Source organism: Microbacterium sp. STF-2, assembly GCF_034650155.1.
In the GTDB taxonomy this organism is placed as follows: Bacteria; Actinomycetota; Actinomycetes; order Actinomycetales; family Microbacteriaceae; genus Microbacterium; species Microbacterium maritypicum_A.
Genome location: NZ_JARKMW010000001.1, coordinates 352,399 through 373,667 on the forward strand (window position 1 = coordinate 352,399; position 21,269 = coordinate 373,667).

A 21,269-nucleotide genomic window follows, 5' to 3' on the forward strand; every position below is an offset into this window, starting at 1 on the left:
GGGGAACCTTTCGTCAAGCTGGCAGGTCATGCCAAGGAAACGGGAAGCGACACGGGCAGCCTTGTCAGCTGTGCACAACGCGCGCCGGATTCAGCCTATCCCTCTTCTACGACACGGGTGCGCATCGGGCTCCCGATAGACTGACGACACCAGGGCCTTTAGCTCAGCTGGTAGAGCGTCACGTTTACACCGTGGATGTCGTCGGTTCGATCCCGGCAGGGCCCACCCCAGATCGCGAGCTCCATCCTGTCGCCGGGGCGATGACAGGATGGGAACATGATCCCGTCGAGGAAGAGCGCACTCGTGCGTGGTTTCTCCTCGGCGTCGCTCGCGACGTTCGCGGCGCTGGCCGGCCACGTGACCGGCGGCGGACAGATGCCGGGCCCGTTGGGCATCCTGGTGCCCTGGATCTTCTCCCTCATGGTCTGCGTGCTCCTCGCGGGCCGGAAGCTCTCGGTGATCCGATCGAGCATCTCCATCGCTATCAGCCAACTCCTGTTCCACCTCCTGTTCGTCCTGGGGACGATCGAGCCCTCGGGGCGGTCCCTCGGTCACGTGCACGGCACTGCCATGGTTCTGCCCGGTGCTTCCGGCACGACGGAGTTGGTCGTCGCCGACGGGACCATGTGGATCGGACACCTGTCGGCGGCGATCGTGACGGTCGCCGCCGCGCATCGCGGTGAGCGGATGCTGCTCGCGCTGCGAGACCTCGCGATTCGGGTGGTCCTCTGGGTGCGTCGTCGGGTGGCAGCGGCGTTGGGCGCGCCCGCGATGCTCGATCTGCGCGAACCCGGCGTCTCGCCGCATGGTCGTCGTCTGCGTGAGTCGTCGACACTGGCGAGTCTCCGGGGGCGGGCTCCGCCGGCGCACGGCGTGATCTGATCCGCACCGGCTCGTCTGCGGCCGGTGTGTTCCCGCTCTGGTCGCCACGCGCGCCCAGAGCCTCCTGAACGACCGTCGGTGCCGTCCGTCTGCGCCCGGGGCATTCCCTTCTTCCGGGTGTGCACGACGATCCATCGGCGACCCCTCACATCCGGAAAGCATCACCATGACCCTCACATCGTCCGAATCCGCCCCACACTCCCCACCCTCCCCGCCCGCCAGGTCCCGTCGACGCGGATGGTTCGTCCCTCTGCTGCTCCGTCTGCACTTCTACGCGGGCATCCTCGTCGGGCCGTTCATCCTCATCGCCGCCGTCAGCGGCGCCCTGTACGCGCTGACCCCGCAGCTGGAACAGGCCGTCTACGCGGAACAGTTGCGTGCACCCGACACGCAGACATCACTCACCCTCGCGGAGCAGATCGAGGCCGCCGCCGAGTACCGTGGCGACCCCTCCGGACTCCTCGCTGTGCGGCCCGCACCCGAACCCGGCGACACCACACGGATCATGTACGCCGAGGACGGGCTGGGACCGAGCGAATCCAGGGCCGTGTTCGTCGATCCCGGAACCGGAGAGATCCGCGGCGATCTGGTCGTCTACGGCACCAGCGGCGCGACGCCGCTCCGCACCTGGATCAGCAATCTCCACCGCAACCTCCACCTGGGAGACGCCGGACGTCTCTACAGCGAACTCGCCGCCTCCTGGCTCGGGATCGTGGTCGTGGCGGGTCTGGCGCTGCGGATCGTCCGCATCCGGAAGTCCCGTGCGAAGAAGGACCTCCTTCGCCCGAACCTCGCCCACAAGGGCTACCGCGGGATGCTGGGCTGGCACACGAGCATCGGGATCTGGGTCATCCTCGGTGCGCTCTTCCTCTCCGCCACCGGAATCACCTGGTCGCAGTATGCCGGGAACAACGTCAGCAGTCTTCGCGCCGCACTCGACTGGGGCACGCCCTCGATCGAGACCAGCCTCGACGGCGGAACCGCGTCAGCGGATGAGCACGCCGGCCACAACGGCGCGATGACCGCACCGACCGGCGCCGCCAATCCTGCTACCTTCGACGCGATCCTCGCGATCGCGCAAGAAGAGAACGTCAACACGGGGCAGGTCGAGATCAAACCACCGGCAGAACCCGGCACGGCATGGACGATCCGCGAGATCAAGAGCAGCTTCCCCACGGAAGGCGACTCCCTCGCGATCAACGGGATCACCATGCAGGTCGTCGACCGGATCGACTTCGCGGACCTCCCGCTCGCGGCAAAGCTCGCCAGCTGGGGCATCAATGTGCACATGGGGGTGATGTTCGGACTCGTCAACCAGGTCGTGCTGTTCGTCGTCGCGGTCGGACTCGCCGCGATGGTCGTGCTCGGTTATCTCCTGTGGTGGAAACGGAGGACGCCGCGTGTCACGGGCCCCGTCGTCGGGGCCCCACCCCGCCGCGTGCTGCCGACGGCACCGTGGTGGGGGATCGGAGCGGTGGGAGTCGCCGCCGTTCTCATCGGCTTCTGGCTTCCGCTCGTCGGATGGACACTCCTCGGCTTCGTGATCCTCGACACGGTCATCGGCGTCACGCGTTCGCGAGGCACCAAGGGCGGGTGAAGGCAGCCGATGAGCGGCGAGGCGACCGCCCGAGAACCCCTGGCGGTCGCCTCGCCGCAGACCTATGCTCCCCGCATGGGACTTCTGACCTTCAGCATCAACGTCACCCTCGACGGCTGCGTCGATCATCGTGAGGGGATCGCCGACGACGAGACCCACGCCCACTTCACGCGACTGCTGCAGGAATCCGGTGCGATGCTCTGGGGCCGGACCACCTACGAGATGATGGAGGACGCCTGGCCGGCGGTCGCCCGCGGTGAGGTGGACGCTCCACGCGCGCTGTACGACTGGGCGGTCGCGCTGGACGCGAAGCCGAAGTATGTGGTCTCGTCCACGCGAGACGACTTCCCCTGGGTCAACAGCCATCGCCTCGTCGGAGACCTGCGCACGAGCGTGCAGAGACTCAAGGACGACACCCCCGATGGTGTCCTGCTCGGCAGCGGGATGCTGGCGAGCGAACTCGATCGCCTGGACCTGATCGACGAGTACCGGTTCCTCGTGCACCCCCGGATCGTGGGTCACGGCCCGACCCTCTATCAGGACGGACTGCCAGGAACACGCCGTCTCGAGCTGATCTCCGCCACACCGCTTCGCAGCGGGGTCATAGCGACGCACTATCGGCGGGCCCGCTGAGACCTGACCTCCGGGGAGCGAGGCGGCGCGTACGCTGGACCGCACGACACGATTCGGCGATCGGACAGGGGAGTTTTCACACATGGCGGGACGTATCGTCATCAGCGGGGCATCGGGCCTCATCGGCACCGCACTCGCCGCATCGCTCCGCGCGGATGGGATCGAAGTCACCGCTCTGGTCCGTCGGATCCCGCGATCGGAGGACGAGGCGCAATGGGCGCCGGGGGAGAGCGCACTCGACCCCGAGGTTCTGACGGGCGCAGACGCGGTCGTCGCCCTCGGCGGAGCCAGCGTGGGACGGCTGCCCTGGACACGCGGCTATCGTCGGGAGCTCGTCGACTCGCGGCTCCAGGCGACGCGTACCCTGACCACCGCGCTTCGGGCACTGCGCTCCGACGCCCCGGCGCTCGTCTCGGCATCCGCCGTCGGGTACTACGGCTCCGCCCCCGGTGAGATCCTCACCGAGGACTCGGCCGCAGGGCAGACCTTCCTGGCCGATCTGACCGTGCGGTGGGAAGCCGAAGCGCGACGTGCGGAAGACCACACCCGGGTCACCCTGCTCCGTACCGCGCCGGTGGTGCACAGACGCGGAGTCCTCAAGCCCCTCATCCAGCTGACCCGATTCGGCGTCTCCGGGCCGTTGGGCCGCGGCACGCAGATCTGGCCGTGGATCTCGCTCGATGACGAGGTGCGGGCGATCCGCCACATCCTGGACGCCAAGATCGTGGGGCCGGTCAACCTCACCGGACCCACTCCGGCCTCCGCGAACGACATCGGTCGTGCGCTCGCCGCGCGGATGCATCGGCCGTTCTGGCTGCCCGCGCCGGCCTGGGCGCTGCGCTGGGCTCTCGGGGACGCTGCGGAATCGCTGTTGCTCCCCGACGCCGATGTCCGGCCGCAGGTACTGGAGCGATCCGGATTCCGGTTCACACACGCGACTGCGGCGGAGGCTGTCGCCGCCACGCTGTGACGTCGTCGAGCGGGACGGCATTCTTCCGGTGAGACCCCTCCCGGATCGGGGTGCCGCACTGCAAGACTGTGCGCATGGAGATCATCGAGAACTCGAAGCTCACGGTTGTCGGTGCGGGAAGCGTGGGATCGAGTGTCGCCTATGCGGCACTGATCCGTGGCTCTGCCCGGCACGTCGCGCTGTATGACATCGCGACCGAAAAGGTCGAGGCCGAGGTGCTCGACCTCGCCCACGGCACGCAGTTCACGGGCTCCAGCGACATCATCGGCGGCAGCGACATCTCCGTCGCGGCCGGTTCGCACGTCGTGGTGATCACGGCCGGGGCCAAGCAGAAGCCCGGCCAGACCCGCATCGAGCTCGCCGAGGTCAACGCGGGCATCATCCGCCGCATGATGCCCGATCTGCTCGAAGTCGCACCGAACGCCATCTACGTGATCGTCACGAATCCCTGCGACGTGCTGACGGTGATCGCACAGGAGGAGACGGGGCTTCCGCCGGAGCGGATCTTCGCCTCGGGAACCGTGCTCGACACGTCGAGGCTGCGGTGGAAGCTCGGTGAGCGCGCCGGAGTGTCGACCGCCAGCGTGCACGCCCACATCATCGGCGAGCACGGCGACACCGAATTCCCGCTCTGGTCCCGCGCGACGATCGGCACCGTGCCGATCCTGGAGTGGGAGACGCCGGGGTACCCGCGCTTCACGCTCGACGAGCTGCAGGAGATCGCGGTCGACGTGCGTGACGCCGCGTACAAGGTCATCCAGGGCAAGGGAGCCACGAACTATGCGATCGGCCTGTCGAGCGCGCGCATCGTCGAGGCGATCCTGAGCGACGAGCATGCGGTGATGCCGGTGAGCACGGTGCTGCGCGACTTCCACGGGCTCGACGGTGTCGCCCTCTCGGTGCCGTCGATCGTGAGCGCGGCGGGTGCCGTGCCGATCCGGAACACGTCGTTCTCCGACGGTGAGCTGGCGTTGCTGCGTCAGTCCGCCGACGCCCTCACCGCCGCGGCTGCCACCCTGCGTCCCTGAGGGCGCCGGGCTCGGAGGCCCACGCCCTCAGTTCTCAGCGACCGTGAGGGTCGGTGCGATTCAGCGTCGCGACGACCTGGTCGTAGTCGCCGCGGGCTTCGCCGTAGCGGAGGAACTTGACCCGCTCGACCTGGATCTCGGTGGCGTCCGGCTGCGACTCGATCAGCATCATGACCTCATCGATGAACTCGTCGAGCGGCATCGCCGACTCGTTTTCCTCGTGCCCGGGCATGAGTGGCGTGCGCACGGCCGGCGGCTCCAGTTCGAGCACCGACACGCTGCTCCCCTCGAGCTGCAGGCGCAGAGACTCGCTGAGCATGTGGATGGCGGCCTTGCTGGCGTTGTAGGTCGGGGTCACCCGGAGCGGGGCGAACGCGAGCCCGGAGGAGACCGTCATGATCGTCGCATCCGGCTGCGCGCGCAGGTGATCGATGAAAGCGGCGATGAGCCGGATGGGCCCGAGGACGTTCGTGGTCACCGTCTCCTCGGCGGTGGCGAGGAAGCCCGACGGGGTCGTCCAGTCCTCTGCCCGCATGACGCCGGCCATGGTGATGAGCACATTGAGATCAGGGTGCTCGGCGAGCACAGTACGGGCAGCGGCCTCGATGCTGCGCGCGTCGGCAGTGTCGATGCGGATCGTGTGGATGCCGGGGTGCGCGGTCGCGATGGCCGCGAGGCGGTCCTCGCGGCGTCCGCCCACGATCACGGTGTTGCCCCGATCGTGCAGGCGCAGCGCGAGGGCGAGGCCGATACCGCTCGTCGCTCCCGGGATGAAGATGGTGTTTCCGCTGGTGTTCATGCGACCAGCCTCGGCCTCCTGGCACCGTCCATCCAGAGAGCGGACATCCAGGGATCGGGGATCCCTGGAACCGGGGTCGACAGCGGGGGATACTTCAGGGGTGGATCGTGATGCACTGGCCGAATTCCTCCTCCGTCGGCGGGAGGCGCTGAGGCCCGTCGACGTCGGGCTCCCGGCGGGGCCGCGACGACGCACCGCGGGACTGCGCAGGGAGGAGGTGGCGCAGTTGGCGACCATGTCGACGGATTATTACGCCCGTCTGGAGCAGCGGCGTGGTCCGCAGCCGAGCGTGCAGATCCTCGCCGCGCTGGCCCGGGCTCTGCGCCTGACCGAGGACGAGCGCGACTACCTCTTCCGGCTCTGCGGCCACAGTGCCCCCGATCGTGCACACATCACGGAGTACGTACGCCCCGGCATCCTCCGCGTGCTCGACCGACTACATGACACCCCGGCCTTCGTCGTCTCCGTCCTCGAAGAAGTGTTGGTGCAGAACGATGCGTCCCGCGCGCTCGTGGGCGATGCGAGCGCGCTCACCGGGCTCGACCGCAGCGGCATCTACCGCTGGTTCGCGTATCCCGACGTCGAACGACGTCGGTATCGCGAGGCCGATCACCCGCGACAGGCCCGCGCCCTGGTCGGGTCGCTGCGTGCGGCGCACGGCGTGATGGGCGCCCGATCCCGCGCCGGGGAGATCGTCGCGGAGCTGACCGCCCGGAGCCCGGAGTTCGTCGAGCTGTGGGACGCCCACGTGGTGAGCCGTCGGTTCGAGCAGCACAAGGTGATGGTGCATCCGGAACTGGGCGAGATCGAGGTGGACTGTCAGGCGCTCTTCACCGAGGATGAATCGCACGCGTTGATCGTTCTCACCGCCGCACCCGGAAGCGAATCGGCGAGCAAGCTCGAGTTCCTGCGGGTACTGGGTACGCAGAACGTCTGACGCGATCGGCGTCAGGACTCCTCGTGCGTCCGCGGGTCGGCGTCGAAGAGGCGTCCGTCCGCGCGTCCCAGCGCAGTGATCGCCGCGACCTCGGCATCGTCGAGAACGATCTCGGCGGCTGCGAGGTTCGCCACCTGATGTTCGAGCGACGACGCCTTCGGGATCGACACCGTGCCGCGGGCGACGTGCCACGCGAGGACTGTCTGCGCGTTCGTGATGCCACGGGCCGCGGCGATGTCGTGGATCACCTGTTCGTCGAAGAGCTCCTTCGCACGACCCAGCGGACTCCATGCCTCGGTGAGGATGCCGTGCTCTCGGTGGTAGGCGAGCTGCTCTTCCTGCGGGAAGTACGGATGCACCTCGATCTGGTTGACGACGGGCCGCACCCCGGTCTCCTGCTCGATGCGCTCCAGGTGCTCCGGGAGGAAGTTCGACACGCCGATCTGCCGGACGACACCCCGAGCCTGGGCATCGACGAGCGCGACCCAGGCCTGGACGTACTCGTCCTGGAGGGGGTTCGGCCAATGGATGAGGTGCAGGTCCGTCACATCGAGACCGAGGCGGGAACGACTCTCCTCAATGCTCGTGCGCGCCTTCGCCGAGGGATGGTGGCGGCCGGGGAGCTTGGTGGTCACGATGATCTCGGAGCGATCGACCTCCGAGGCGGCGACCCCGCGCCCGACCGATCCCTCGTTCTCATAGTTGAACGCCGTGTCGACCAGGCGGTAGCCCGCGCCGATGCCGCCGCTGACGGCCTCCGCCCCGACATCGCCGTGGAGTCCGTAGGTGCCGAGGCCGATGGCCGGGAGGGCGAACCCGTTGTGGGCGGTGAACGAGGGGACGACGGGCTGAGTGGTCACGATGCTCCTTCTTGGCCTTTTCGTCGAGCGTACGCTGAGGGGATGACAACGGAGGCGGAGATGGCGCCGGATGACGTCGTGATCGACGACGGGTCACGCTGCCCGTGCTCGTCCGGGGACACGTTCGGCGCGTGCTGCCGCCCGATTCTCGATGGAGCCGCTGCTCCGACGGCGGAGCGTCTGATGCGTTCGCGTTACACGGCCTTCGTCGTTCAGGACGCGGCGCACCTTCTGCGCAGCTGGCATCCGACGACGAGGCCGGAGACGATCGATTTCGAGCCCGACCTCGAGTGGCGGCGGCTGGTCCTCATCGATCGCGTGGCCGGAGGCCCCTTCGACCGCGACGGCGTGGTGGAGTTCGAGGCGCTCTGGCGTCAGGGAGCAGCGAGGGGGTCGCTGCACGAGCGCAGCCGCTTCGTGCGGGAGGACCGTCACTGGTACTACGTCGACGGCGACGTGGACTGATGGGCGGATGTCGTGACAGCGACTAGATTTGAGAGCGTGAACGCCAGCCCCGAGAACCAGCGCACCCTGCTCGACATCGCCGACCTCGATCGGCGCATCGCGCAGACCGAGCGTGCACGAACGAAGCCGAGCCAGGCGGGGCGGATCACCGAGCTCGTCGCGATCCGCCAGGAGCAGCTCCGCGAGCTGACCTCTCTCGCCGGCACCCGCGACGATGTGCGCACCGAGCTGAAGCGCCTGGAATCCGATGTCGCCGTCGTCGAGGCACGACGGAATCGCGACGCGGAGCGGCTCGCCGCATCGACGAACTCCAAGGACGCGCAGGCGCTCGAGCACGAATTGGCGAGCCTCGCCCGCCGGCAGAGCGACCTCGAGGACGCCGAACTCGATGTGATGGGACGGCTCGAGGAAGCAGAAGCCGCCCTCGCCGCGCAGCAGGCACTTCTCGACACCACGACGGCGGAGGGCTCCGCGCTGACGGCGCAGGCGAAGGCGGATGTCGCCGCGGCCACCGAGCTCGGTGCACAACTCGCCCGCGATCGGGCTGCCGTTGCGGAAGGCGTGGCGCCGGAGCTGCTGGCCGAGTACGCACGCCGTGCCGCGAACAGCGCGGGCGCCGCGCTGCTCACTCGCGGCACCTGCGAAGGCTGCCGCATCCTGCTCCCCAGCACCGACCTGAATGACATCCGTCGCGCGGCCGACGACCTCGTCGTCTCATGTCCTGAGTGCGGCTGCATCCTCGTGCGCACCGAGGAGTCCGGGCTCGCATGAGCGGCGCCTGCGCGCGCCGGCGATGACGACACCGGCGTCGCGCGTCGAGAGACGCATCGTGCTGATATCCGTCGGGCCGCGGGAGTACGCGGCGATCGAACTCGACGGGAACGACCGAGAACAGGACCGCACGTTTCTGCGCGCCGATGATCTCGCCGCGTGGGTTCGTTCGGTCGAGGATTCCGATGCTCCGCGATGGATCATGCGCTCCGCCGCGGAAACCTACGCGCTTCTCCTGGGCCACGGAGTTCGGATCACGCGCAGCCATGATCTGGTCCTGTGCCACGCCATCCTGCGGGACACCTCGTCGGTTCCGAGCCCGCTCCCGGCATCGCCCGATTGGGAGCGACGCGAACCGGCCGCAGCGGTCCCATCGCTGTTCGACGTGTTCGACGATGTCGTCGATGACGATGCGGTCGCCGTGACGCTCGATCAGTACCGGGCGCAGCGCGACGTGATCGCTGCGGCACCGGACGGACGTCTCACACTGCTGTGCGCCGCCGAATCGGCGGGTGGCCTGATCGCCGAGGAGATGCGGGTCGCAGGGTTGCCCTGGGACGCGGGCGTGCACGAAGCGATCCTGACCGACGCCCTGGGGACGCGTCCGGTCGCCGGGGGAGTGCCGAGCCGCATGGTCGAGCTCGGCGATCGGGTGCGTGAGCTCCTCGGTGACTCGTCGCTCCACCTCGACAGCCAGCAGAAGCTGCTTCGGGCGCTGCATCGCGTCGGCATCCAGGTGGAGTCGACGAGTCGGTGGGAGCTCGCCGAGCACGATCATCCGGTGGTCGAACCGCTGCTCGCGTACAAGAAGCTCTCGAGACTGCTCAGCGCGAACGGCTGGGCATGGCTTGCGGAGTGGGTGCACGAGGGACGATTCCGTCCGGTGTACATCCCGGGTGGCGTCGTCACCGGGCGCTGGGCCTCGGCCGGCGGTGGGGCGCTTCAGCTGCCGAGGAGCCTGCGCCCCGCAGTGCGGGCGGATCCCGGATGGACTCTGGTCGTGGCGGACGTCGCGCAGCTGGAACCCCGGATGCTCGCCGCGATGGCGGCCGATGAGGCGATGGCGCGGGCCGCCCGGGGGAGTGATCTCTACGCCGGAGTCGTCGCCTCCGGTGCGGTGGCGACCCGAGAGGAGGCGAAGTACGCGGTTCTCGGAGCGATGTACGGAGCCACGACGGGCGACAGCGGCCGGCTGGTTCCGCGCCTGCGGAAGGTGTACCCGCGCGCGATGGCGCTCGTCGATGCCGCAGCGCGGACGGGAGAGGACGGTGGCATCGTGTCGACCTGGCTCGGCCGATCCTCCCCGCGGCCATCGGTGGAGTGGATGCGGCTGCAGTCGGAAGCGACCGACGCGGACGCCGACCCGGCGGTCGTGGCTCTCGCGCGCCGCAGAGCACGCGACTGGGGGCGGTTCACCCGCAACTTCGTGGTGCAGGGCACGGCTGCCGAGTGGTCCTTGATCTGGTTGGCGGAGATCCGTCATCGGCTGCAGCAGATCCCCGAGGTGTTCGCCGAGGCTGCGGCATCCGGTCCGTTCGCACGCGCGCCGCACCTGGCGTTCTTCCTGCACGACGAGGTGATCCTGCACGTTCCGCTCGAACATGCCGAGGCCGCCGCGGAGGCCGTGCGAGAGGCAGCGGCCACTGCGACGACGAGACTGTTCGGCTCTTTCCCGATCGATGTGCCCCTCGACCTGCGCATCGCGGAGTCGGCGGAGAAGTAGTCGCAGGCCGCGGGATCCGGAGAACGTAGACTGGAGACGCGAATGGGTCGACTGGACGGCCGCGTTGCGGGTGACCGCACCGAGGAACGTCCGGGCTCCTCAGGGCAGGACGGTGGGTAACGCCCACCCGGAGCAATCCGCGAGAAAGTGCCACAGAGAGTAGACCGCCCCGCAAGGGGTAAGGGTGAAAGGGTGGTGTAAGAGACCACCGGGGGCCATGGTGACATGGCCCGCCAGGTAAACCTCGTCCGGAGCAAGGTCAGACAGAGGATGTTGACGCGGCTCGCCGAGTCCTCGGGTAGACCGCTAGAGTGCCACGGCAACGTGTCGCCGAGAGAGATGGCCGTCGAAGGGGCGAAGAACCCCGGAACAGAACCCGGCGTACAGGTCGGCCCATTCGCATTCACGATCTGATCAAGTTCATTTCGATTCTGTACGTCGAGGTGGCGCGTGGGGACCTCGCAGTGACACGCTCGGCGTTCGCTGCTGGTTCGTATGCCGGCTGCCCTGTAGCGTTCGTTCATGTCGTACCGCACGCCCGCCGCGACCACGGCGCTTCTCCTCGGCTTGTCCACCGCAGCGCTCACCGGCTGTGGCGCGCCGACCCCGGGAGCCGTCGAGTCACCTGCCGAGGCTCAGCCCACCCTGGCACCGAGCATCCAGCCGACGTCGGGCGCCGACCCGGTCCCCGCGGCCACACCCCAGTGCCGGCGGCCAGGCGGAGATGGGACGATCTCCAACGGCGAGCCGCTGGACGTCGGTCTGTACGACGGCATGGTCGACCTGGGATCGCGCGCAGGAGCGAATGGGACCGTCGTGTCCGCGGATGACGGCTCGCTCGCGTCGTACCTGGTCGCGTCGGGCGACTACAAGGATGCGATCCTCGAACGGCTTTGTCTCGGCCCGTACTCGTACGAAGCCCTGAACGCGGTTCGTCGCGGGAGCCTGCACTCTGTCGACCCCACGAACCAGACGTACCTGACCCCGCTCTACGCCGGTGACACGCTGAACCTCAGCCCGTACACGATCACGAGCGTGGGGGATGTGAACGGCGAAGTGCACGCGTACGAGACCACGTTCGTCCTGCCGCCGCAGCGCTGACCGGCCGCGGGCGTTTTGCCCCCGGACGAGAGGCGGGACGTCGCCCGTATGAGTCGGGCCATTCACCTCACCGGACTTGGTCGACCCACCCCCGGTGGGTGCACGAGGATTCGGTGACCTCCGCGAGGCTCGCGGGGGGTGGATCTGCCCACCGAAGACCGCCAGGGGGTCCACCATCCAGCGGCTGATCGTCCCCGAAGGCGAACGAAGGCCCCGATGACTGCAGAGTCAGCGGGGCCTTCGGGTGTCCGGTGTCGTGGCGATCAGTCCCCGGCCAGGGACGCCGCGCCGATGATGCCGGAGTTGTTGCGGTGGATCGCCGGGACGATCGGGGTCTTGAGATCGAGAAGCGGGAGGAAGTCGCCCGCATTCTTCGACACGCCGCCGCCGACCACGAACAGGTCGGGGCTGAACAGGAACTCGATGTGCGAGTAGAACGCCTGCAGGCGCTCGGCCCACTCGGCCCAGGTGAGGTTCTCGCGCTCGCGCGCCGAGGTCGCGGCGTACGTCTCGACCGACTCGTACTCACGGAAGTTCAGGTGCCCGAGCTCGGTGTTCGGCAGCAGCACACCGTCGTAGAGGAAAGCCGATCCGATACCGGTGCCGAGGGTCGTCAGAAGGGTGAAGCCGCGCACGTCCCTGGCGGCTCCATGGCGGGCCTCCGCGACGCCGGCGGCATCGGCGTCGTTGACGAAGACGATGTTGCGGCCGAGGCCGTCCCGGAAGAACCGCTCCGCGTCGAAGTCGATCCACTCCTTCGAGACGTTCGCGGCGGAGAGGGTCTTGCCGCGCTTGACGATCGCCGGGAAGGCGACACCGAGCGGAAGGGTGGAGTCGTGGACGTCGAGCGTCTTCAGAACGGTCTGCACGGCGTTGAGCACATCCTGCGGCGATGCGCCCTCGGGAGTGGGGACCCGCACCCGGTCGGATGCCATGATTCCGTGCTCGAGGTCGACGATTCCTGCTTTGATACCCGTGCCGCCGATGTCGACGCCGATCGCTTTTGCCATGGGCGATAGCTTAGCGACCGCGGTGCGCGCCAGTAGGATCGATGACATCACGTGAAGAAGGGGCAGACATGTCTGACGGCGACCACAAGTACTGGTACAACTCCACGACCGGCGAGATCGAGTTCGGCATGATCTCGCCCTCCATCGACCGCATCGGTCCGTTCGACACGGAGGCCGAGGCCCGCCGTGCGCCCGAGGTCGTCAAGGAGCGTTCGCGCGCCTGGGCCGAGGAAGAGGCCGTCGAGCAGGGCTGGGATGTCAAGGGCGACGCAAAGGGCCAGGGCGCAGAGTAGCCATGGACAAGCAGAGGGACTTCGTCCTCCGGACCATCGAGGAGCGCGGCGTCAAGTTCGTGCGGCTATGGTTCACGGACGTGATCGGCACACTCAAGTCGGTGGCCATCGCGCCGGCCGAGGTCGAGGGCGCCTTCGCGGAGGGCATCGGGTTCGACGGTTCGGCGATCGAGGGGCTGACACGCACCTACGAATCCGATCTGCTCGCGCAGCCCGATCCGACGACGTTCCAGACGCTGCCCTGGCGCGGGGAGATCGACCCGACCGCGCGCATGTTCTGCGACCTGACGACGCCCGACGGGCAGCCGGCCGTCGCCGACCCGCGTCACGTGCTCAAGCGCACGCTCGCGAAAGCCGCGGACGCCGGATTCACGTTCTACACGCATCCGGAGATCGAGTTCTATCTGCTGAAGTCCTCCTCGTTCGGTCCCGACGGCCCCGTGCCCGTGGACTCGGCCGGATACTTCGACAATGTTCCCGGTGGCACGGCACACGACTTCCGCCGCCGCTCGGTGCGGATGCTGGAAGACCTCGGCATCTCCGTGGAGTTCAGCCACCATGAAGGCGGCCCCGGGCAGAACGAGATCGATCTCCGTTACGCGGACGCACTCACGACAGCCGACAACATCATGACCTTCCGCACGGTGATCAAGGAGGTGGCGATCGAGCAGGGCGTCTATGCGACGTTCATGCCGAAGCCCCTCAGCGACCAGCCCGGCAGCGGGATGCACACGCACATGTCGCTGTTCGAAGGCGACCAGAACGCCTTCTACGAAGAAGGCGCCAAGTACCAGCTGTCGAAGACAGGGCGGCACTTCATCGCGGGCCTGCTCCGTCATGCGAACGAGATCTCTGCAGTCACCAACCAGTTCGTCAACTCGTACAAGCGCCTGTGGGGCGGCGACGAGGCGCCGAGCTTCGTGACCTGGGGCCACGCCAACCGCTCCGCTCTCGTCCGCGTGCCGATGTACAAGCCCAACAAGAGCCAGTCGTCCCGCGTGGAGTACCGGGGCATCGATTCGGCGTCGAACCCGTATCTCGCGTACGCACTCCTGCTCGCAGCGGGGCTCAAAGGAATCGAGGAGGGATACGATCTCCCGCCCGAGGCCGAGAACAACGTGTGGTCGCTGAGCGACGCCGAGCGGCGTGCACTGGGCTACGAGGCGCTGCCGGCGAGTCTCGACCATGCCCTGGAGTACATGGAGGCATCCGAGCTCGTCGCGGAGACGCTGGGCGAGCAGGTCTTCAACTACGTGCTGCTCAACAAGCGCAAGGAATGGGAGGCCTACCGAGGTCAGGTCACCCCGTTCGAGCTGAAGAGCAATCTCGAACTGCTCTGATCCGCACAGATGGCGCGTCCTGACGATTCGGTCTCCCTCTCCGCGCTGGCGAGGCTCGGTTTCTCCGAGCTGAGTGAAGCCGCGGCCTCTCTCGCTGAGCTGGCGGCCATTCTGGATCAGCCGCGCTCGGTCCTGCTCGAGGCGGCCGACGCCGCCGACCCCGATGCAGCGGTGCGCGGACTCCTGCGGGTGGCGCGCCGCGACGAGGAGCCGTTGCGGCGGCTGCTGGTCGACGAGGAGACCCGTCGGCGGGTATGGCGGGTGTTCGGCGCGTCGGAAGGGTTCGCCGAGTTCTTCCTCCGCCACCCGGATCAGCTCTCGGTCCTGGAAGGGCCGATCGTCGGGCTGCCCTCGTCGGCGGAGCTGCAGGAGCGCCTGCTGGCTGCGGTGGGCGCGGAAGACGGCTTCGCGCAGTCGGGTGACGATGATGCGGTCGTCGCGATCAGAATCGCGTATCGTCGGCATCTCGCCGCGATCGCCGCCTATGATCTCTCGCATCCGCACCCGGAGTCGATCGTCGGACCGGTGTCTGCGGCGCTGGCGGACATCGCGGGTGCCGCCCTCGAAGCGTCGCTCGCCGTCGCCAGGACCAGACTGCAGGCATCGATGGGCCGTGCGGAAGTGGCCGCGACGCGTCTCGCCGTCATCGGGATGGGCAAGGCCGGGGCTCGCGAGCTGAACTACGTCAGCGACGTCGATGTGATCTTCGTCGGCGGGAGTAGCGACGAGGAGATCCTCTCGGAGGCGCGGGCGATCGATATCGCCACGCGACTCGCGCGCGAGACCATGCGCAACCTCGACGCCATCGAGGTGGAGCCGCCGCTGTGGGAGGTGGACGCCGCTCTCCGCCCCGAAGGCAAGCAGGGTGCACTGGTCCGCTCGCTCGCGTCGCACCTCGCGTACTACGACCGCTGGGCGAAGAGCTGGGAGTTCCAGGCGCTGCTCAAGGCCCGTCCGATCGCGGGAGACGCCGAGCTCGGGGGCGAGTACATCGCCGCGGTGCAGCCGAAGATCTGGTCGAGCGCGGCGCGACAGGACTTCGTGGAGAGCGTGCAGCGCATGCGGGAGCGCGTGATGGAGCACATCGATCCCGAGGATGCGCCGTATCAGCTGAAGCTCGGAGCCGGCGGTCTGCGAGACATCGAGTTCACGGTGCAGCTGCTGCAGCTGGTCCACGGTCTCACCGACGAATCGCTGCGCACGCGTGGAACCCTGGAGAGTCTCGACGCACTCGTCGAGGGCGGCTACATCGGACGCGTCGATGCAGCCGCGTTCGCCGACGACTATCGCCTGCTGCGGCTCATGGAGCACCGCCTCCAGCTCAGGGAGCTCAGCCGCACGCATCTGATGCCGCGCACTCCTGCCGGTCTTCGGATCCTGGCGCGAGGCACCGGACTGGCCGAGAGCGGCGAGGGCGTGTGGGCGCGCTGGGAGAGCGTGCGTCGCGAGGTGCGCGAGATCCACACCCGCCTGTTCTACCGGCCGCTGCTCAGCGCCGTCGCCGGGCTGCCGGAGGAGGAGCGCACGCTCTCCGCAGCCCAGGCGCACGACCGCCTGGCGGCGATCGGGTTCCGTGACCCGGCGGGAGCTCTCCGGCACATCGGCGCCCTCACGAGCGGACTGAGCCGTAAGGCGACGATCCAACGCCACCTGATGCCCATCATGGTGCGGTGGTTCGCGGACGGCAGCGACCCCGACTATGCGCTCCTCGCATTCCGGCGCATCAGCGAGCGTCTCGGGGACACTCCCTGGTTCCTGCGGATGCTGCGGGACTCCTCAGGGGCCGCCGAGAGCCTCACCCGCCTGTTGTCATCCTCACGCTACGTCGGGGAGCTCCTGGAGTGGATCCCCGAATCCGTGGCATGGTTGGACAGCACGGGGCGTCTGCGCCCTCGGGGCGCGGCAGCGCTCGACGAGGAGGCTCGTGCGATACAGACGCGTCATGAGTCCATCGGCGATGCGCTGCGCGCCGTCAGGGCGCTGCGCAGGCGTGAGCTCCTGCGCACCGCTATGGGAGCAGTCCTCGACGTCCTCACCATCGAAGAGGTGGCCACCGCACTCACCGAGATCACCGAGGCCACGATTCAAGCCGCCCTGCGCGCGGTGATCCGCGAGGTGGTCCCGCTCGAAGACGAGGCGTTGGACTTCGCCGTCATCGCGATGGGACGGTTCGGTGGCGCCGAGCTCGGCTTCGGGTCCGACGCCGACATCCTCTACGTGTACGACGCGAACGGCGTCGATCCGCAGCGCGCCCAGAAGCTGGCGACGCAGATCGTGGCGGGGCTGCGCGAGCACCTGACCGATCATCGCCTCCCGCTCGACCTCGATGCCGATCTGAGGCCGGAGGGACGCAACGGGCCGGTCGTGCGATCCATCGAGGCGTACACGGAGTACTACCGACGCTGGTCGCTGTCGTGGGAGGCGCAGGCCCTGCTCCGCGCCCGCGGCGTCGCCGGGAGCGCGAAGCTGATCACGCGTTTCACCGCCCTGGCCGACACGATCCGCTATCCCGAGTCCGTCGATCTGCAGGGCACACGTGAGATCAAGCGGATCAAGGCCAGGGTCGAGGGGGAGCGGCTGCCGCAGGGCGCCGATCCGCGGCGTCACCTGAAACTCGGTCCCGGCTCGCTCAGCGACGTGGAGTGGCTGGTGCAACTGCTGCAGCTGCAGCATGCGCACGCGGTTCCCGGGTTGCGCACGACGTCGACGCTCGGTGCCCTCGAGGCTGCCGTCGCCGCTGATCTCGTCTCCGAGGAGGACGCGCTGCGCCTTCGTGAAGCCTGGCTCCTGTCCAGCCGTCTCCGCTCTGCGATCACCCTGCTCACGGGGCAGACGAGTGACGTGCTGCCGGCGGATCGTCGACAGCTCGACGCGATCGGCAGGCTCCTGGGCTACCCCGATCGATCGGCGACCGAGCTCGAAGAGGATTACCTCGGGGTCACCCGACGCGCGCGGAAGACCTTCGAGCAGCTCTTCTACGGCTGAGTCCGCAGCCTGAGTTTGCGGTATCGGGCGAGGTGTCCCAAGCTGACGATATGACCCACGCACGTATCGGCATCGTCTGGAACCCTTCGAAGGTCGAGCAGGAGGTCCTGCAGACCGCCGTGAGCGGCGTGTTCGACGCTCAGTACGACATCCGCTGGTGGGAGACGACTCCGGAGGACCCGGGCCGGGGCATGGCTCGTGAGGCCCGCGAAGACGGCCGGGACATCGTGATCGCCGTCGGCGGCGATGGCACTGTACGCGCCGTCGCGGAGTCCCTGGCGGGGTCTGACACAGCACTGGGGATCGTGCCGCAGGGGACGGGCAATCTGCTTGCGCGTAACCTCGACGTTCCGCTGAACAACGTGAAGGCGGCGTTGGAGCGCGTGCGCGACGCCGAGCCCCGTCGGATCGACCTCGGCTGGGTCTCGTACGACGGCACCGAGCACGCCTTCGCCGTGATGGTCGGCTTCGGCGTCGATGCGCAGATGCTGGTGGAGACCGACGACGACCTCAAGTCCAAGGCCGGCTGGCTGGCCTACGTGGAGGCGATGGGCCGCGCACTCGCCGGCACCGAGATGACCGACATCACTCTGGCGATCGACGGGGAGAAGGCCGTGGCCGTGCGGGGACACACGATGCTCATCGGCAACTGCGGGATGGTGCAGGGCGGCATCCGGCTGCTTCCCGATGCGGTGCTCGACGACGGCAAGCTCGACGTGCTCATGATCAGCGCGGACGGTGCGCTGCAGTGGCTCGACACACTCCGTTCCTTCGTCTGGGACAACGGCATCCGCCGTCTCTTCGGTGCCACCGACGAGGCCGTGAGCACCGAGTCCGCCCGCCACCTTCCGGTCGAGAGCATCTCGGTCGAGCTGAAGACGCCCCTCGTGTTCGAGATCGACGGCGAGGAGATGGGCGAGGTCACCGCGTTCGACGTCCGCGTCGAGCCGGGCGCCCTCCTGGTCCGCTGAGGTCGAACGCCCCGTCCCGTCCCCGTGTCAGCGGGTGATGGGTGGGGGGACGATCTTGCGGTCCTGCGCGGGGAACGTCACCTTCTGGATGATGATGATGATGCTCGCGGCCACGGGGATCGCGACCAGGGCGCCCAGGATGCCGCCCAGCGCGGCGCCGGCCACCGCGGCGATCACGACGAGCGCACCCGGCACGGCGACGGCCTTGCTCATGATGCGCGGCGACAGCACGTATGCCTCGATCTGCATGTAGATGAGGTAGTAGATGATCGCGATCAGCGCGGTCAGCGGAGAGACGAACAGGCAGATCAGCGAGTTGATGATCGACGCGGTCAGCGTGCCGACCAGCGGGATCATCGAGCCGATGAAGGCGATCAGGGCGAGCAGGGCCGGAACCGGGGCGCCGATGATGCTGAGGAAGATGAGGCTCAGGATGCCGTTGATGAGTGCGAGGCTCACCTGGCCGATGACGTAGCGGCCCACGGCGCCGGAGACGTCTTCGAGGAGGCCGCTGAAGGTGTCGCGCTGGTAGGCGGGCACGAAGCGGGCGGCCACGTGCTTCATGCTGCGCAGGGACGCCATGAAGTACAGCGTCAGGATCAGGACGATCGTGATCCCGGTGAAGCCGCCGGCGATACCCGCGCCCACGGCGAACACACCACCCCCGATGTCGAGGAAGTTGTTGGGGTCCTGCACGAAGCCGAGGATGCCCTGCACGGCGTCGTCGATCGTCGAGCCGAACTGACCGCTGACGTCCTTGAACCAGTCGCTGGCCATGAAGTCCTTGATCATCTGCGGTCCGTCTTTGATCAGGTTGCTGATCTGCTCGACGAGCAGCGGGACGATCGCGAGGATGACGCCGGCGAACGCCAGGATGACCGCGGCGACCACGATGGTGACGGCCGCGGGGCGGGGGAGCTTCTTCTCGATGAAGGTGACGATCGGATCGAGCCCGAGTGCGAGGAACACGGCGACGCCGATGTAGACGAGCACGGTCGCGAGCTGCCCGACGATGCTGCCGATCCCCAGCGCCACGAGGACTCCGAGGGCGCCCAGCAGGCCGAACATGAACGGGTTGGTCCTGGCGTATGCGGCGACCGCATTCGACGGCTGCGATGAACGCGGCTCTGCCGACGCGCGCAGCTCGGTGTTCGCGGTCACTCTTCTACGGCGCATGATTCCCCCGGTCGATGGTCAGACTCACCAGTTGATCACCCTGGATCCCGCGCGGTCAAGCCGGTGGCGCGGCGTGGCGACGTCTGATTCCTCACCTCGCGTCGGCGGTGAGGACGGCCCCCCGTCGCGAGGTCACGCCGAGCTTGCGATAGATGGAGCGGATGTGGGTCTTGACGGTGGGATAGGCGACCCCCAGACGCGTGGAGATCTCTTCGGCGGTCATCGTCGTGCGCAGGTATGCGAGGACTTCGCTCTCGCGCGGGGTGAGGACGCCCGTCCGTCGTCGGGCCAGCTCTCCCCGTCGTTCGAGAATCGTTCCGAGGAACTCATCGTGGCGGGATCCGCGGTGGGCATGGGCGATCAGGAGATCGCCGATGAGCGGATCATCCGAGAGGAATGGAGTGAGGATCCGCTCGGGGGCTGCGGATTCGAGGGCTCTGTCGAGCTGTTCGTGCGCGTCCGCTCCATGCCCTGCGGTGGAGCGCAGGGCCGCTGCAGTGACGAGCGTGCTCGCCCGCGCGTAGCGTGGCAGCGCGCCCGATATCGCCAGCCGCAGCGCCTGCGCAGCCGACGCGGGTTCTTCGAGGACACGATAGAGCTCCGCGAGCACCGCGTGGGCGACGGCGGCACCGGGGCGGGCGAGTGCCGGCGCCGCGATGGTTCGAGCGCGGTCGTCGTGTCCCTCGGCGTGCGCGAGCAGTGCGGAGATCACGCGTCGCAGCGTGTCCCAGGGGATGCCGTGCTTATCGTCCTTGCTCACCCCGTGGAGCAGGCCGGCCGCGGCGAAGTATCGGTCTTCGCGCCTGAGCGCGATGATGCTCATGACCAGGTACAGCCGAGCGAGGGCTTCGAAGTTGTTGCCGGGAGCGCCGTCGTCCACTGCTTGTTCGAGGTGGGCGATCGCTTCGTCGTAGTCGCCTCGCCAGTATGCGATGGTGCCGCGGTTCGCCTGGGGGAGCCCGCCCTCGAAGATGTCCCAGTCCGACGGCTCGCGCGAGACGGGAAGCGCATCGAGCGTCTGCTCGGCAGCGGTGAAGAGACCGGCGTGGGTCAAGGCGAAGGCGAGATTGGACTGGGCGAGGCGGTAGGTCTCCGGTCGGCCGCGCAAGCGGGCTTCGTCTGAGGCTGAGCGCAGGAGGCCGATGGCACCGGAGAGGTCGCGACGGAGGCGCACTTCCGTCCAGCCGAGGAGGAAGAGCGCCGAGGGATAGTCGTCGTCGGGCCCGCACTCGGTCAGAGCTTCTCGAGCGCGATCGGCGACCGTGGCCTTCGTCAGGGTGTCGGCAGCGAGGAGGAGCTCGGTGAAGCAGACTACGAAGTCATCGTCAGCGATGCGCATTCCTTGGCCGCGAAGGAACGTGGCACCGTGGGAATCGCCGAGGAGGTCGCGGCAGCAGGCACGGATGAGGAGGACGTGCGGGTCGTGCGGCTCGGGGTGGGCGAGGCAGAGCTGTTCGAGTTCGCGGGTGCGGGATTCGAGGATGAGACGGAGCCAGTTCCGGCGCAGCGCCGCGCGGGCGAGTGCCGGATCGCTGGGAGACAGGGCCTCGCGGACGGCATCGATCACGGGACAACGATATCGGCGTGGGAATCCGTGATGTTGGTGGGGTCGGCAGATCTCATCCGATGAGGATGACGTGTGCGTCCGGAGACCGACGAGGCGAACAGAATCGCAACGGGGCCCGCGCTGCCGGATCGTGTCAGGGCCGGCCCATCCGACCCCGACCC

Annotated in this window: 19 protein-coding genes, 1 tRNA gene and 1 other RNA gene; 16 read left to right on the top strand and 5 right to left on the bottom strand. The window is 68.2% G+C overall.

Features of this window, described 5'->3' with window-relative positions; genetic code table 11:
* Nucleotides 1-152 precede the first annotated feature (152 nt).
* From MicroSTF_RS01710 to MicroSTF_RS01735, 6 genes are all read left to right on the top strand, one after another.
* A tRNA-Val gene (locus MicroSTF_RS01710) sits at nt 153-225 on the top strand.
* 51 nt (nt 226-276) lie between these two features.
* Complete coding sequence (locus MicroSTF_RS01715) at nt 277-882, top strand: hypothetical protein (RefSeq protein WP_051667816.1); 606 nt, start codon at nt 277-279, stop codon at nt 880-882.
* A 166-nt stretch (nt 883-1,048) separates the two neighbouring features.
* A complete protein-coding gene (locus MicroSTF_RS01720; protein ID WP_322953164.1) occupies nt 1,049-2,479 on the top strand; it encodes a PepSY-associated TM helix domain-containing protein in 1,431 nt (476 codons plus the stop codon).
* A 75-nt stretch (nt 2,480-2,554) separates the two neighbouring features.
* A complete protein-coding gene (locus MicroSTF_RS01725; RefSeq protein ID WP_029265052.1) occupies nt 2,555-3,112 on the top strand; it encodes a dihydrofolate reductase family protein in 558 nt (185 codons plus the stop codon).
* 82 nt (nt 3,113-3,194) lie between these two features.
* The gene (locus tag MicroSTF_RS01730) at nt 3,195-4,082 is read left to right on the top strand and encodes a TIGR01777 family oxidoreductase (protein ID WP_322953167.1); all 888 of its coding nucleotides are present in this window, start codon (nt 3,195-3,197) and stop codon (nt 4,080-4,082) included.
* A gap of 74 nt (nt 4,083-4,156) precedes the next feature.
* A complete protein-coding gene (locus MicroSTF_RS01735; protein WP_322953169.1) occupies nt 4,157-5,110 on the top strand; it encodes an L-lactate dehydrogenase in 954 nt (317 codons plus the stop codon).
* Between the two features lie 34 nt (nt 5,111-5,144).
* Here the strand turns inward: MicroSTF_RS01735 and MicroSTF_RS01740 are convergent, their stop codons facing one another.
* Entirely contained in the window at nt 5,145-5,909 is a 765-nt protein-coding gene (locus tag MicroSTF_RS01740; RefSeq protein ID WP_029260267.1) for an SDR family oxidoreductase, read from the bottom strand.
* A gap of 100 nt (nt 5,910-6,009) precedes the next feature.
* Here MicroSTF_RS01740 and MicroSTF_RS01745 point away from each other — a divergent pair, with 100 nt between their 5' ends.
* The gene (locus MicroSTF_RS01745; protein ID WP_322953172.1) at nt 6,010-6,846 is read left to right on the top strand and encodes a helix-turn-helix transcriptional regulator; all 837 of its coding nucleotides are present in this window, start codon (nt 6,010-6,012) and stop codon (nt 6,844-6,846) included.
* A gap of 11 nt (nt 6,847-6,857) precedes the next feature.
* Here the strand turns inward: MicroSTF_RS01745 and MicroSTF_RS01750 are convergent, their stop codons facing one another.
* Nucleotides 6,858-7,706 (bottom strand): aldo/keto reductase, encoded by an 849-nt coding sequence (locus tag MicroSTF_RS01750; RefSeq protein WP_136024267.1) that lies wholly within the window; start codon nt 7,704-7,706, stop codon nt 6,858-6,860.
* 42 nt (nt 7,707-7,748) lie between these two features.
* Between MicroSTF_RS01750 and MicroSTF_RS01755 the strand changes: the two genes are divergently transcribed.
* From MicroSTF_RS01755 to MicroSTF_RS01775, 5 genes are all read left to right on the top strand, one after another.
* A complete protein-coding gene (locus MicroSTF_RS01755; protein WP_315073097.1) occupies nt 7,749-8,171 on the top strand; it encodes a YchJ family protein in 423 nt (140 codons plus the stop codon).
* 36 nt (nt 8,172-8,207) lie between these two features.
* The gene (locus MicroSTF_RS01760; RefSeq protein WP_029260271.1) at nt 8,208-8,942 is read left to right on the top strand and encodes a zinc ribbon domain-containing protein; all 735 of its coding nucleotides are present in this window, start codon (nt 8,208-8,210) and stop codon (nt 8,940-8,942) included.
* Between the two features lie 22 nt (nt 8,943-8,964).
* On the top strand, nt 8,965-10,665 hold the full coding sequence (locus MicroSTF_RS01765; RefSeq protein ID WP_315073095.1) for a bifunctional 3'-5' exonuclease/DNA polymerase: 1,701 nt from the start codon (nt 8,965-8,967) through the stop codon (nt 10,663-10,665).
* 43 nt (nt 10,666-10,708) lie between these two features.
* Nucleotides 10,709-11,065, top strand: an RNA gene (gene rnpB / locus MicroSTF_RS01770) — RNase P RNA component class A.
* A 122-nt stretch (nt 11,066-11,187) separates the two neighbouring features.
* Nucleotides 11,188-11,766 (top strand): hypothetical protein, encoded by a 579-nt coding sequence (locus MicroSTF_RS01775; protein WP_021200711.1) that lies wholly within the window; start codon nt 11,188-11,190, stop codon nt 11,764-11,766.
* Between the two features lie 263 nt (nt 11,767-12,029).
* Here MicroSTF_RS01775 and ppgK read toward each other — a convergent pair whose 3' ends face one another.
* A complete protein-coding gene (gene ppgK / locus MicroSTF_RS01780) occupies nt 12,030-12,776 on the bottom strand; it encodes a polyphosphate--glucose phosphotransferase (RefSeq protein WP_021200710.1) in 747 nt (248 codons plus the stop codon).
* A gap of 68 nt (nt 12,777-12,844) precedes the next feature.
* On the opposite strand from ppgK, the gene MicroSTF_RS01785 reads away from it, so the two are divergent.
* Genes MicroSTF_RS01785 through MicroSTF_RS01800 form a run of 4 tightly spaced genes read left to right on the top strand, consistent with a single transcriptional unit; the run spans nt 12,845 to nt 18,365 of the window.
* A complete protein-coding gene (locus MicroSTF_RS01785; protein WP_021200709.1) occupies nt 12,845-13,069 on the top strand; it encodes a hypothetical protein in 225 nt (74 codons plus the stop codon).
* A 2-nt stretch (nt 13,070-13,071) separates the two neighbouring features.
* A complete protein-coding gene (gene glnA / locus MicroSTF_RS01790) occupies nt 13,072-14,409 on the top strand; it encodes a type I glutamate--ammonia ligase (RefSeq protein ID WP_021200708.1) in 1,338 nt (445 codons plus the stop codon).
* Between the two features lie 9 nt (nt 14,410-14,418).
* Nucleotides 14,419-17,394, top strand: a complete 2,976-nt coding sequence (locus MicroSTF_RS01795; RefSeq protein WP_315073088.1) for a bifunctional [glutamine synthetase] adenylyltransferase/[glutamine synthetase]-adenylyl-L-tyrosine phosphorylase — start codon at nt 14,419-14,421, stop codon at nt 17,392-17,394.
* Between the two features lie 50 nt (nt 17,395-17,444).
* Nucleotides 17,445-18,365, top strand: a complete 921-nt coding sequence (locus MicroSTF_RS01800) for a diacylglycerol/lipid kinase family protein (RefSeq protein WP_029260275.1) — start codon at nt 17,445-17,447, stop codon at nt 18,363-18,365.
* A gap of 27 nt (nt 18,366-18,392) precedes the next feature.
* On the opposite strand, the gene MicroSTF_RS01805 is transcribed toward MicroSTF_RS01800, so the two are convergent.
* Nucleotides 18,393-19,526 (bottom strand): AI-2E family transporter, encoded by a 1,134-nt coding sequence (locus MicroSTF_RS01805; RefSeq protein ID WP_231479814.1) that lies wholly within the window; start codon nt 19,524-19,526, stop codon nt 18,393-18,395.
* Between the two features lie 106 nt (nt 19,527-19,632).
* The gene (locus MicroSTF_RS01810) at nt 19,633-21,108 is read right to left on the bottom strand and encodes a helix-turn-helix transcriptional regulator (RefSeq protein ID WP_021200704.1); all 1,476 of its coding nucleotides are present in this window, start codon (nt 21,106-21,108) and stop codon (nt 19,633-19,635) included.
* Between the last annotated feature and the right edge of the window lie 161 nt (nt 21,109-21,269).